Below are 11930 nucleotides of genomic sequence, written 5' to 3'. Positions count from 1 at the left end.
CGAGTCTGCCAGCCGTCGAGGACAGTCACTGTCCTCGACGGTTCATCGGAAGCGGCGTACGAGGACTCCGACCCGGCGCTTGAGCTCGTACCCGGCGTCGACCACGGTGCCGACCACGCGGTGGCGGGTTTCCCGGAAAGCGCCGTGCGTGCGGCCGCTCGCGCCCCGGGCGACGAGCTCGGCCCAGATCTCCTCGTGGCGGGCCGCGATCCGGACCGGGTCGAAGCGCTCGGAGGCGGTGAGCGCGGCCTTGGCGGTCCTGGCGCGCAGTTCGTCGTCCTCGACGAGTTCGAGCAGGGCCCCGGCCACGGCGGAGACGTCGTCGACGGGCACGAGACGGCCGTCGACACCGTCCTCGATGATCTCGCGGGGGCCGTAGGGGCAGTCGGTGGAGACGACGGGCAGACCGCACCGCATCGCCTCGACGATGGTCATGCCGAAGGACTCGCGCCGCGAGGTGACCGCGGCGATCGAGCCCTTGGCCCACTCCGGCTCCATCGGGTTGGCCGTGCCCATGAGGAAGACGTTCTCGCCGAGGCCGAGCTTCTCGACCTGGCGGGCCAGCGCCTGCTTCACATTGCCGAAGTGGTCGCCCGTGCCGTAGATCCGCAGCTTCCACTCCGGGTGGGCAGCGGCCACCTCGGCGAAGGCGGCGACCAGCACGTCGTACCGCTTGACCGGGGTCAGCCGCCCGGCCGCGACGACGATCTTCGAGGCCGGGTCGGCGGGCGGGACGCTCGGCGCGGGCACGCTGTTGGGCACCGCGTCGATCCGTACGCCGGGCAGCCGCAGCCGGGTGCGGTACGAGCGGGCGTCGGCCTCGGTGACCGTGGTGACGGCGTCGAGGACCCCGTACCGGTGGGCGATCTCGCGGCGCAGCCGGTAGGTGTGACCGTCCAGGATCAGGTGCTCCTGGCCGACGAGGACCGGGCCGCGCCGGGTCTGCCGCGCGAGGTGGACGTTGAGGCCGGGGCGGGTCGAGACGACCACGTCGGCCTCGACGGACGCGAGATGCGCGCCGATCCGGGCGTCGGTGAGCGCGCTGTACTGCTTCCACCGGCCGTCGCCCCGCGGAAAGACCCGGGCGGGCCGCGCGATGTCGGGGTGTTCGCCGTCGTAGGCGGGGCTGTCCTTGCGGAGGTCCACGAGGTGACGCAGGGTCACCCCGGCGGGGATGCTCAGGATCGGCTCGTTCCGGTGCCGGAAGACGGAGACGATCTCCACCTCGTGCCGCTCGGCGAGGGCCTCGGCCAGGGTGAACGTCGTCCGGATGGTTCCGCCGATGTGGTAGGCGTTGTGGAGCAGGAACGAGATACGCATCGGACTGCCGGTTCCCCCGGTCACATGGTCGGTCGGTTCATCGGTCGGTCGGTCACTTGGTGATGGTCGGTCAGTGGCGACTGTACTGCCCCCGCCGCACCAGACTCACGGTCGGTAGCCGAGTTGGGGAACGGTGGCGCAGTCCGTGTTCATGTCGCCCTGGGAGACCCAGCCCTTCCCGTCCTGCCAACGGGCCACGGAGAGACAGGTGTCACGGGTCTTCGGCGGCTCGGCGAGCTTCTCGAACCGGACGGGCAGCAGCAGGCCACGGGCGGTGTACGGCTCCGGCCGGTTCATGAACTCCTCGACGCAGGCGCGGGTGAGCCGGTCCCCGCAGGAGAGCGCCGCGTCCGTGAACCACATGGCGGCCGCCCATCCCTCCAACTGCCACTGGGAGAGCGGCCGGTCGCCCATCGCCTTCCGGAACTCCCGTACCGCCGCGTGCCCGGTGTCCTCGTAGTTGCGGCTGGAGCCGGTGACGAAGAGAGTCGCCCGGCAGCCGGGCGACTCGGCGTAGTCGCGCGGCACGGTCGAGGACCAGTTCTGCACGTTGGTCACCTTGGCGGTGACCTTGACGCCCAGCGCCTCCATCGCCTCGCAGAGCCGGACGTTGCCATGGGTGTCCATGGCGTCGAAGACGAGGTCGGCGCCCTGGGCCCGCAGATCGGCCGCGACGGCGCGGAAGTTGGGCAGGGCGAAGTCGACCTGCTCCTCGACCACCCGGTACCCCTCGGCCCGCAGCCCGTCGGAGATCAGCCGGGCGTACGCGGTCGACGCGGCCTGGTTGTAGGCGACGACGGCGGCGGTACGGGCGCCGCGCTCGCGCTTGAACCAGCGGTAGACCTCGGTCCCGCCGTACAGGACCCCGTCCCAGCCGGGCGATGTGCCGGTCCGCGGGGCGAGGCTGCCGTAGATCCCGTACAGATGCGGATAGGTCTCGTACGCCGGGGTGAGCGGCTGGCCCCCGATGTCGGGGACGCCGGCCTTCGCGACGAGCGGGGCTCCCGCGTAGTCGAGCGCCGTGGTGGCGACGAGCGCGAACACCTTCCGTTCGTCGATCAGCCGGTGCACACACTCGTTGTTGCCCACACCGCTGCCCCCGTCGTCGCAGGTGACGACCTCGACCCGGCGCCCGTTGATCCCCCCGCGGGCGTTGAGGGCGTCGAACCAGGCGCGGGCGCCGTCGCGCGGGCCGGAGAACGCGTCGCCGCCGACCGGGCTCGTGGCGCTGGTGATGATGCCGATCCGGAGCGGCTCACCGCCGGAGGGGACAGTGGCGGTGGGCCGCGTCTCGAAGGCGCGCTCCGGGAGCCGGCTGCCGCACGCGGCGGTCAGGGCGAGCAGCCCGGCGAGGAGCAGCGTCCCTGCTGTCTCAGCAACCCGGAACGGTCGCACCGCTCAGCTGCGCCAGGCCGCAGAGGGTCTTCGTGGACACCTTCCAGGTGTCCTCCTGGAAGACGGACGTGCCCTTGGAGTCGGCCACGGCCGGGGATCCGGCGACCAGCAGGTCGTAGGTGACGTTCGCGTCGTTCGGCGAGGTGAACTCGATCGTCTTGACCTTCGCCGTGGCCGCGGCGGCGGCCTCGTTGCCCAGGAGCGCCTCCAGGGCCGGCCGCATCTGCTCGCCGTTCTCCAGCAGCTCCGCGCGCTCGGCCACCGGGGTGTCGGGGTCGAAGAAGGCGGTCCAGTTCTTGGTGATCTCCGCCCGCGCGGCGGCCGGGTCCGCCGGTTCGGCCGCGGCCGACTCGGTGGGGGCCGAGTCCGCGTCACCGCCGTCGTCACCGCAGGCCACGAGGGCCGGTCCGAGCACGAGGACGGAGGCGGCCGCCAGGGCCGCGATACGAGAGCGCGGGCGTCCACCGCGTCGCTTGAGAACCATCTGGCTCACCACCGGGTGTCCGTCGGGGCCGGGCGCCCTGATGATTCCAGGGTGAGCCGATTCCGGGCATAGTGCAAGGAAGGTGACATCAAGGGCGAGTCGCTCGACGGCCAGGAGAATTCGGGGGCAGAGGCGAGGAGGTCCCGTGCCGACATCCCGGGTACTGCTGTGGGCCGGCCTCGCGGCGGCCGCCGGAGGCGCGGTGCTCTGCGTCCTGGGGTGGTACGGGATCTCCGGCGAGCGTTTCGCCGAGCGGCAGCTGCCCTTCCTCGCCTCGTGCACGGTGCCGGGGGCTGCGCTGATCGTGGCCGGGGCGGTGCTGGTCGGGGCGGCGGGCCGGGTTCCGGTGCGCAGGACCGCCCCGCCCGCCGAGGCCGCGCAGGACACGGCCCCTCCCTCGTCGGACGCGCCACCGGTCCGGGTGCCGGGCGGGACGCTCGCGCACCGGCCCGACTGTCCGCTCGTGGCGGGCCGTGCGGACGCCGAACCGGCCGGGGACGCGGAGCTCGACCCGTGTCCGGTGTGTGAGCCGTGGCCTCGCTGACGTACGACCTCACGCTCGCCGGGCTCGCGGTCGGCAGCGCCGCCGCGCTCACCGGCATCGGACTGATCGTCACGTACCGCGCGACCGGCGTGCTCAACCTGGCGCAGGGGGCGATCGCCATGGTCTGCGCGTACGTCCTGCGGCAACTGGTGGTCGAGTGGGGCTGGCCGCTCCCCCTGGGCGCGCTGGTGACGCTCCTCGTGGTCGCGCCCGGGATCGGTCTGGTCCTCGACCGGGCGGTGTTCCGGCCGCTGGCGCTCCTCGGCTCCAACCCGGCGCAGACGCTGGTGGCTTCCATCGGTGTCTTCGTGCTGCTGGTGGGCGGGGCGGCGCTGGTGTGGGGCACCGGGGCACGGGCGGACGCGCCGGTGCTGCTCGGTGACGACCCGTGGGTGCAGCTCGCGGCGGTGGTCCTGCTGGCCGTGGCGGTGGGGGCGGTGACGCGCTGGACCCGGTTCGGGCGGGAGCTGCGGGCCGTGGTGGACAACCGGCCGCTCGCGATGCTGGGCGGCATCGACGCGGACCGGGTGTCGGCGGTGGGGTGGGCGTTCGGCGCTTTCACGGCGGGCCTGACGGGGGTGCTGCTCGCCCCGTACGTACGGCTCGACCCGTACGGGATGCCCCTCCTCGTCGTCGAGGTGATCGCGGTCGCGGTGGTGGCCCGGATGCGGAGCCTGCCGGTCGCGATCGTGACGGCTCTCGCGCTGGGTGTGGCGCAGGCGCAGCTGACCCGCCTTCACCCGGAGGGCTGGGCGGGGCCGCTGGTCCAGGCGGTGGGGGCGAACCTCTTCGTGCTGGCGCTCCTCGTGGCCGCGCTGGTCCTGCCGGGTGTCGGCGGGCGCGGCCAGGACACACTGCCGCCGCCGGCCGTCGCTCCCCGCACGCCGACGGGTGTGTGGTTCACGGTCGGCGTGCTCTTCCTGCTCCCCCTGGGCTTCGCGGGTACGGATCTCCACACGGCGGTCCAGGTACCCGCGCTCGCGATCGCGCTCCTCTCGCTGGTGGTGGTGACGGGTCGGGGCGGGCAGATCGCGCTCGGGCAGGCGGCGTACGCGGGCCTGGGAGCGCTCTTCACCGCGCTGCTCGCGGCGGGCGGTCTGCCGGAGCTGCTCGCGCTCGCGCTGGCCGTGCTGTTCGTGGCCCCGCTGGGTCTGCTGACGGGGTGGCCGGCGATCCGGCGGCACGGCCTGGCCCTTGCGCTCGTGACGCTCGCCGTCGGGGTGGCGGTGAGCCGGTTCGTCTTCGCGCAGCCGTACGCGACGGCCGGCCTGGAGCTGGGGCGCCCGGCGGGCTTCGCCGACGACCGCCGCTACTACGCCCTGGAGCTCGTGGTCCTGGCCGGCTGCCTCGTCCTCGTCGCGGCCCTGCGCCGGGGCCGCACGGGCCGCGCGCTCGCCGCGCTGCGCGACCACGAGGGGGGCGCGGAGGCGTCCGGGGTGCGGGTGGGCCTGCTCAAGATCCTGGCCTTCGTCCTGGGCGCCGCTCTGGCGGCGCTGGGCGGCGGGCTCCTGGGCATGGGCCTGCGCGCGTTCGACCCGGAGGCGTACGACCCGGTCCGCGGCCTGCTCTGGTTCGCCGCGATCGTCGTCCTGGGCGCCGACAGCCTCCTCTCCCCCCTGGCGGCCGCGGCCCTCCTGGTGGGCCTGGACGCGGGCACGAGGGGCGGCGTGGCAGCGGCGGCGGTGGGCGTCCTGGCGGCCCTGGTGGGCCGGGTGCCCCCGCTGACGTCCTGGCTCCCGACCCGAGGACGGACACCCGCGGCCGCCGACGGCGAACCACCACCCATGCGTCGACCCGCAGCCGCATCCCCTGCTCGCTCGGGCGAGCGAAGCGGCGGAGCTCCGGGGGAGGGTGGGAGTCCCGGCCCGGCCGAAGGCCGGGCGCACCCCCACCGTCCGGCCCCGGCCCACCGCACCGCACCCCCACCCGCCCCCGCGAGGCCCGCCCGCCTCGCCGCTCACCGCCTCACCCTCACCTACCCCGGCGGCCTCACCGCCCTCACCGATGTCACCCTCGCCCTCACCCCCGGCCACGTCACCGCCCTCGTCGGCCCCAACGGGGCCGGCAAGAGCACCCTCTTCGACTGCCTCGCCGGCACCCTCCGCCCGACCGGTGGCCGCGTCACCCTCGACGGCGCCGACATCACCGCCCGCCCCGCCCACGCCCGCACCCGGCTAGGCGTCGCCCGTTCCTTCCAGCAGCTCGCGGTCTTCCCGTCGCTCACCGTCGAGGACAACGTCCGCCTCGGTGCCGAGCAGGGCCATCACCGGTCCCCCGCCCGCACCGAACAGGCCCTCCGCCTCCTCGGCCTCTCCGGCTCCGTCCGCCACCACCCCGCGGCCGACCTCCCCACCGGCACCCTCCGCAGGGTCGAACTGGCCCGCACCCTGGCCGGCGGCCCGCACACCCTGCTCCTGGACGAGCCCTCCGCCGGTCTGGACGCAGAGGAGACCGCCGCGCTCGCCCGGATCCTCGCCGCCCTCGCCGCCGACGGCCTGACCGTCCTCCTCGTCGAGCACGACCCGGACCTCGTCGCCGGCATCGCCGACACCGTGCACACCATGGAGGGAGGCCGGATCGTGTCATGAGCGTCGAGATCGCCCTGCGCGCCGCCCGCGTCCGCTACGGCCCCCTGGAGGCCCTGCACGGGCTCGACCTGCCCGTCCCGACCGCGACCGTCACCGTCCTCGTGGGCCGCAACGGCTCCGGCCGTACGACCGCCCTGCGCGCCCTCGCCGGCACCGTGCCCCTGACCTCCGGCCGGGTCATGTGGAGCGGCGCCGACGTGACCCGCCTCCACGCCCACGCCCGTGCGCGGCGCGGACTGTGCTTCGTACCGGATCTGCGGGCGGTGTACGCGACGCTCACCGTCGCCGAGAACCTGGACCTGGCTCCGGGTGACCGGGAGAAGGCGCTCGCGGCGTATCCCGAGCTCCTCCACCTGCTCGCGCGCCCCGCCGGCACCCTCTCCGGGGGCGAGCGCCGGATGCTCGCGCTCTCCCGGGCCCTGGCGACCCCCGCCCGCGTGGTCCTGGTCGACGAGCCGTCCCTCGGCATGTCGCCCGCGGTGTCCACGCGCACGTACCAGCTGCTCGCCGCCCTCGCCCGGCCGGGCGGCGCCGCCGTCGTGCTCGCCGAGCAGCGGCCCCCGCCCGGGCTGCCGCCCGGCACGCTGCTGCACGAACTGCGCCGTGGCTCCCTCGCCTTCAGCGGGGAAGCCGGCGAGTTCACCGCAGGGCGGTGAGCGGGGCGATCCGCAGCATCGTCCCGACGAGGAGCCGGTTCGGGTCGGCCCCGACGAGGCTCCGGTTCGCCTTGTACAGCGCCTGCCAGCCGCCCGCGATCTTGAACCGCCGGGCGATCGAGCTGAGGGTGTCGCCCGGCTGGACCACGTGCGCCCGCCCGCTCAGCCCGTACCGCTTGGAGCAGACCGGCCAGGCCGCCCACCCCTGGGTGCGCAGGACCTGCTCGGCGACGGTGATCTGCTGCTGCCGGGTCGCCAGGTCGGCCCGTTTCGCGTAGCGCAGGCCCCCGTGCTCCTCCCAGGTCGGCTGCCAGAACTGGAGGCCGCCGTAGTAGCCGTTGCCGGTGTTGATGTGCCAGCGGCCGCCGCTCTCACACTCGGCGACGCAGCCCCACGGCCACTGGTCCTTGGCGCAGGCGTACGCGGGGACCTGGCCGGGGGTGTGGGCGCGGGCGGCGGACAGGTGCGAGGCCTGTGCCTGGGCCGGCGCGGGGACGAGGGCCATCAGCGCCGCGGCGGACACACCGGCCGCCCACAATCTGATCTTCGACATCGCGGCAGGCTAGGCAGTGGACGGGCCCACCGGACCCGTGCCGCGCGGGAGGACGCGCATCACCCACCCGGTCGGAGTCACACAAGTTGCCGCACCCGGACGCGTGACCCCGGCCGAGCCTTCCCCGTTGAACTCGGCATGAGGCGAGCCGGGATCCGCCCGGCGTCGCACGCACCGAGTCCAGGGAGTCCCCCGTGCCGCGCATGCTCGACGTCAGCGAGGACGTACGCGCCGAGATCGGCGACGAAGAAGCCGACCGGCTGCTCGCCGGCGACAACGCTCCGGGCAGCTACGACTGCACCTCCTGCCGCACGCCGGGCGACTCCGAGCAGGAGCGCACGAGCACGGTGCTGTTCGTCGGCGAGGAGACCGCCGTCCTGGCGTTCGCCCACGCCAGCTGCATCCCGTCCCAGGTGGTCAAGGTCGCCGAGGAACAGCTCCAGGGCGCCGTCCGCTCCATCGCGGCCACCGACGCGGCGGACGAGCTGAGCGCCGCCCACCCCGAGCAGGCGGTCCTGGGCGTCACCAGCGGCCTCGTCCTGATCGAGGGCGAACTGCACCCGGCCCTGGTCGTCGAACCGACCGCGCCGGTCGCCCGCCCGGGCACGGACGGCCTGAGCGACGAGTTCCTGCCGCTCCTGATCGAGCAGGGCTTCCAGCCGATCGCCGACGTGAACCAGAAGCCGGGCACCCTCCCCGGCTGGTCCGTGCTCGTCGCCATGGGCCAGCTGCACTCCGTGCTCCAGCCGGGCACGGGCGGCACCGGCCAGGCCGCCTGGTGGCAGGCGCACCAGCCGCTCCAGGTCACCGAGGGCTGGCGTGCGGCCGCCAACAAGTCGCACACGGTCCTGGTCTTCGCCGCCCCCGTCGGGTCGATCGGCCAGCAGCCGCGTGAGGACCTGCTGCGGGACGCCCTGGAGAAGGCCGCCGCCAACGGCCGTCTGGTCGCTGCCGCGATGCCGCTGGCCGGCACGTGACGGAGCACGGGCGCACGGGCATAGGACCGCCGTTCGTTCCGGCGGGTCCGACCGTGCCCAGGCCCCGGCGGCCCTCTCTTTCGGAGAGCCGCCCGCATCCGACGGAGGGCGGGGTCGTTGGCAGATACGTGCACACTTACGACCCACCACCCCGCCAGCCCCATCCGAGTCAGATCCCGTCCATGCGCCCGGCGCAGGACGTCACGGCAGGCCAGTCGGCCACGCCGATCTACGACGCTCTGTACTCGGAGTACCGCCGGTCCTTCCGCACGCTGCCGGGTGACCGCAGCGGCGAGGAGGATCTCGGCTTCCGGGCCTTCGGTACGCCGGTGAGCAGCGGGCTCTACGGGAGCCACGGACACCGGCACACCGCGCATCCGGTGGCGTGGTCGGCGCACCACCACGTTCCGGCGGCCCTCCCGCCGGGACCACGCAGGGGCCTGTAGGCACCTGGAGGGCACATACGAACGGCTGAGGGCCGGGGCACATCGCCCCGGCCCTCAGCCGTTGTCGTACCGCCGACCCGACTACTTCTTGCGGCCGCGCTTCTCGCGGACCCGCACCGAGATGTGGATCGGCGTGCCCTCGAAGCCGAACTCCTCGCGCAGGCGGCGCTCGACGAAGCGGCGGTAGCCCGCCTCCAGGAAGCCGGAGGCGAAGAGCACGAACCGGGGCGGCTTGGTGCCCGCCTGCGTACCGAAGAGGATGCGGGGCTGCTTGCCGCCGCGGATCGGGTGCGGGTGGGCGGCGACCAGCTCGCCGAGGAAGGCGTTCAGCCGGCCGGTGGGGACACGGGTCTCCCAGCCGGCGAGCGCGGTCTCGATGGCCGGGACGAGCTTGTCCATGTGCCGGCCGGTCTTGGCGGAGACGTTGACCCGGGGCGCCCAGGCGACCTGCTGCATCTCGGTCTCGATCTCGCGCTCCAGGTAGTAGCGCCGCTCCTCGTCGAGCTCGTCCCACTTGTTGTAGGCGATGACGAGCGCGCGGCCCGACTCGACCGCCATCGTGATGATGCGCTGGTCCTGGACCGAGATGTTGTCGGTGGTGTCGATCAGGACGACGGCGACCTCGGCCTTCTCGACCGCGGCGGCGGTGCGCAGGGAGGCGTAGTAGTCCGCGCCCTCCTGGAGATGGACCTTCTTGCGGATACCGGCGGTGTCCACGAACTTCCAGGTCTTGCCGCCGAGCTCGATCAGCTCGTCGACCGGGTCGCGGGTGGTGCCCGCCAGCTCGTTGACGACCACGCGGTCCTCGTTGGCGACCTTGTTCAGGAGCGAGGACTTGCCGACGTTCGGGCGGCCGATGAGCGCGATACGGCGGGGGCCGCCGACGGCGTTGCCGAAGGTCTGCGCGGGGGCCTCGGGCAGGGCCTCCAGGACGGCGTCGAGCATGTCGCCCGTACCGCGGCCGTGCAGCGAGGAGACCGGGTACGGCTCGCCGAGGCCCAGGGACCACAGGGCGGTGGCGTCGGCTTCGCCGGAGGGGCCGTCGACCTTGTTGGCGCACAGGACGACGGGCTTGCCGGCGCGGCGCAGCAGCTTGACGACGGCCTCGTCGGTGTCGGTGGCGCCGACGGTGGCGTCCACGACGAAGACACAGGCGTCGGCGGCCTCGATGGCGTACTCGGCCTGGGCGGCGACGGAGGCGTCGATGCCGAGGACGTCCTGCTCCCAGCCGCCGGTGTCGACGACCTTGAAGCGGCGGCCGGCCCACTCGGCCTCGTAGGTCACGCGGTCGCGGGTGACGCCGGGCTTGTCCTCGACGACGGCCTCACGGCGGCCGATGATCCGGTTCACCAGGGTCGACTTGCCGACATTGGGGCGGCCGACGACGGCGAGAACGGGGAGCGGGCCGTGCCCTGCCTCCTCGATCGCGCCTTCGACCTCCTCGATGTCGAAGCCCTCTTCCGCGGCGAGCTCCATGAACTCCGCGTACTCGGCGTCGCCAAGTGCCCCGTGGTCGTGCTGGTCGTTCATGAAGTCCGTTCCTTGATCATTCGTGGTCGGTGGGTCCCCGAGCCCCGGGGCCCACTACTCAGAGTCTCGCTCAGCGCCCGGTGAGGCGCCTGGCGTTCTTCAGGTGGGCGGTCAGCCGCTCCTGAATACGTACGGTGGCGTCGTCCAGCGCCTTGCGGGTGCGTCGGCCGCTGCCGTCGCCGGCCTCGAAGGCCTCACCGAAGACGATGTCGACGCGGCTGCGCAGCGGAGGCAGTGCCTTGACCAACCGTCCGCGGCGCTCGGAACTTCCCAGGACGGCCACCGGAACGATGGGCGCCCCGCTGCGCAGGGCGAAGTAGGCGAGCCCGGCGCGCAGGGAGGCGAAGTCGCCCTCGCCTCGGGTGCCCTCGGGGAAGATCCCGAGGACGCCGCCCTGCTCCAGGACGGCGAGGGCGTTGCCTATCGCCGTACGGTCGGTGCTGTCCCGGTCGACCTTGACCTGCCCGATGCCTTCGAGGAACGGTCCCAGGGGCCCGACGAACGCTTCCTTCTTGATCAGGAAGTGCACCGGGCGGGGGGCCGTGCCCATGAGCATGGGGCCGTCGATGTTGTGCGCGTGGTTGACGGCGAAGATGACGGGTCCGGCGGCCGGCACCCGCCAGGCGCCGAGGACGCGCGGCTTCCACAGGCCGTACATCAGCCCGATGCCGATGCCACGCCCGACCGCGGCGCCCTTGGGAGAGGGCTGTGTCACTGCGCGGCCGCCCTCTTCTCCTCCACGAGCGTCACGACGCACTCGATGACCTGGTCCAGCGTGAGCTCGGTCGTGTCGACCTCGACCGCGTCGTCCGCCTTGGCGAGCGGAGAGGTCTTGCGGCTGGAGTCGGCCGCGTCCCGCTTGATCAGGGCCTGCTGGGTGGCGGCCACGTCGACGCCCTTGAGCTCGCCGGAGCGGCGGGCGGCACGGGCCTCGGGGGACGCGGTGAGGAAGATCTTGAGGTCGGCGTCCGGGAGGACCGTGGTGCCGATGTCGCGGCCCTCGACGACGATGCCGCCCTTGGCCTCCTTGGCGATGGACCGCTGCAGCTCGGTGATCCGGGCCCGTACCTCGGGGACGGCGCTGACGGCGCTGACCTTGGAGGTGACCTCTTCGGTACGGATCGGCCCGGCGGCGTCGGCGCCGTCGACGGTGATCGTCGGCCGGGCCGGGTCGGTGCCGGAGACGATGAAGGGCTTGGCGGCGGCGTTGGCGACGGCCTCGGCGTCGTCGATGTCGACGCCGTTGCTGATCATCCACCAGGTGATCGCCCGGTACTGCGCACCGGTGTCCAGGTAGCTCAGCCCCAGCTTGGCGGCAACCGCCTTCGAGGTGCTCGACTTGCCCGTGCCGGAGGGCCCGTCGATGGCGACGATCACGGTTTCCACGGTGGGGAACACCTTCCTGGGGTGAGCGGGTGCGGCCTCGCGGACGTGCGC

At 73.5% G+C, this 11930-nt stretch carries 12 protein-coding genes; 5 read left to right on the top strand and 7 right to left on the bottom strand.

Annotated features, from left to right (window positions below):
- Window positions 1-42 precede the first annotated feature (42 nt).
- From ACZ3OF_RS22860 to ACZ3OF_RS22850, 3 genes are all read right to left on the bottom strand, one after another.
- Window positions 43-1320, bottom strand: coding sequence for a glycosyltransferase (locus tag ACZ3OF_RS22860; RefSeq protein WP_467306485.1), 1278 nt, complete (start codon window positions 1318-1320; stop codon window positions 43-45).
- Between the two features lie 105 nt (window positions 1321-1425).
- Window positions 1426-2715: an ABC transporter substrate-binding protein gene (locus ACZ3OF_RS22855; protein ID WP_467306483.1), complete on the bottom strand. Its 1290-nt coding sequence runs from the start codon at window positions 2713-2715 to the stop codon at window positions 1426-1428.
- Window positions 2693-3199 (bottom strand): MTB12 C-terminal domain-containing protein, encoded by a 507-nt coding sequence (locus tag ACZ3OF_RS22850; protein WP_361671314.1) that lies wholly within the window; start codon window positions 3197-3199, stop codon window positions 2693-2695. The genes ACZ3OF_RS22855 and ACZ3OF_RS22850 overlap by 23 nt, the downstream gene beginning before the upstream one ends.
- A 145-nt stretch (window positions 3200-3344) precedes the next feature.
- Here ACZ3OF_RS22850 and ACZ3OF_RS22845 point away from each other — a divergent pair, with 145 nt between their 5' ends.
- The 3 genes from ACZ3OF_RS22845 to ACZ3OF_RS22835 are packed head-to-tail and all read left to right on the top strand — an operon-like array spanning window position 3345 to window position 6987.
- Window positions 3345-3743 carry a hypothetical protein gene (locus ACZ3OF_RS22845; RefSeq protein WP_467306480.1) on the top strand — a complete coding sequence of 133 codons (399 nt, stop codon included), beginning with the start codon at window positions 3345-3347 and terminating at the stop codon, window positions 3741-3743.
- A complete protein-coding gene (locus ACZ3OF_RS22840; RefSeq protein WP_467306479.1) occupies window positions 3731-6331 on the top strand; it encodes an ABC transporter permease subunit in 2601 nt (866 codons plus the stop codon). The genes ACZ3OF_RS22845 and ACZ3OF_RS22840 overlap by 13 nt, the downstream gene beginning before the upstream one ends.
- Complete coding sequence (locus tag ACZ3OF_RS22835) at window positions 6328-6987, top strand: ATP-binding cassette domain-containing protein (RefSeq protein WP_361671323.1); 660 nt, start codon at window positions 6328-6330, stop codon at window positions 6985-6987. Before ACZ3OF_RS22840 ends, ACZ3OF_RS22835 begins: the two co-directional genes overlap by 4 nt.
- Here the strand turns inward: ACZ3OF_RS22835 and ACZ3OF_RS22830 are convergent.
- Entirely contained in the window at window positions 6971-7540 is a 570-nt protein-coding gene (locus tag ACZ3OF_RS22830) for a LysM peptidoglycan-binding domain-containing protein (protein WP_361671326.1), read from the bottom strand. The two genes, ACZ3OF_RS22835 and ACZ3OF_RS22830, sit on opposite strands and share 17 nt — an antisense overlap.
- Before the next feature lie 194 nt (window positions 7541-7734).
- On the opposite strand from ACZ3OF_RS22830, the gene ACZ3OF_RS22825 reads away from it, so the two are divergent.
- Both ACZ3OF_RS22825 and ACZ3OF_RS22820 read left to right on the top strand, forming a co-directional pair.
- The gene (locus tag ACZ3OF_RS22825; RefSeq protein WP_361439249.1) at window positions 7735-8517 is read left to right on the top strand and encodes a hypothetical protein; all 783 of its coding nucleotides are present in this window, start codon (window positions 7735-7737) and stop codon (window positions 8515-8517) included.
- A 182-nt stretch (window positions 8518-8699) separates the two neighbouring features.
- Window positions 8700-8963, top strand: a complete 264-nt coding sequence (locus tag ACZ3OF_RS22820; protein ID WP_361671329.1) for a hypothetical protein — start codon at window positions 8700-8702, stop codon at window positions 8961-8963.
- Window positions 8964-9044: 81 nt separating this feature from the next.
- Here the strand turns inward: ACZ3OF_RS22820 and der are convergent, their stop codons facing one another.
- From der to cmk, 3 genes are all read right to left on the bottom strand, one after another.
- Window positions 9045-10493 carry a ribosome biogenesis GTPase Der gene (gene der, locus ACZ3OF_RS22815; RefSeq protein WP_361439253.1) on the bottom strand — a complete coding sequence of 483 codons (1449 nt, stop codon included), beginning with the start codon at window positions 10491-10493 and terminating at the stop codon, window positions 9045-9047.
- Window positions 10494-10563: 70 nt separating this feature from the next.
- Window positions 10564-11151 carry a lysophospholipid acyltransferase family protein gene (locus tag ACZ3OF_RS22810; RefSeq protein ID WP_361671432.1) on the bottom strand — a complete coding sequence of 196 codons (588 nt, stop codon included), beginning with the start codon at window positions 11149-11151 and terminating at the stop codon, window positions 10564-10566.
- 53 nt (window positions 11152-11204) lie between these two features.
- Window positions 11205-11891: a (d)CMP kinase gene (cmk, locus tag ACZ3OF_RS22805; protein WP_361671331.1), complete on the bottom strand. Its 687-nt coding sequence runs from the start codon at window positions 11889-11891 to the stop codon at window positions 11205-11207.
- Window positions 11892-11930 lie beyond the last annotated feature (39 nt).

The sequence above is a fragment of the Streptomyces sp. NPDC022552 genome (assembly GCF_055561875.1).
The sequence above is the reverse complement of the archived record's forward strand: the minus strand, read 5'-3'. Positions and strand labels throughout refer to the sequence as shown.

Coding starts and splice junctions, on each gene's coding strand:
- ACZ3OF_RS22860 (WP_467306485.1), bottom strand. CDS start 1,320: ATGCGTATCTCGTTCCTGCTCCACAACGCCTACCACATCGGCGGAACC.
- ACZ3OF_RS22850 (WP_361671314.1), bottom strand. CDS start 3,199: ATGGTTCTCAAGCGACGCGGTGGACGCCCGCGCTCTCGTATCGCGGCC.
- ACZ3OF_RS22835 (WP_361671323.1), top strand. CDS start 6,328: ATGAGCGTCGAGATCGCCCTGCGCGCCGCCCGCGTCCGCTACGGCCCC.
- ACZ3OF_RS22830 (WP_361671326.1), bottom strand. CDS start 7,540: ATGTCGAAGATCAGATTGTGGGCGGCCGGTGTGTCCGCCGCGGCGCTG.
- ACZ3OF_RS22820 (WP_361671329.1), top strand. CDS start 8,700: ATGCGCCCGGCGCAGGACGTCACGGCAGGCCAGTCGGCCACGCCGATC.
- der (WP_361439253.1), bottom strand. CDS start 10,493: ATGAACGACCAGCACGACCACGGGGCACTTGGCGACGCCGAGTACGCG.
- ACZ3OF_RS22810 (WP_361671432.1), bottom strand. CDS start 11,151: ATGTACGGCCTGTGGAAGCCGCGCGTCCTCGGCGCCTGGCGGGTGCCG.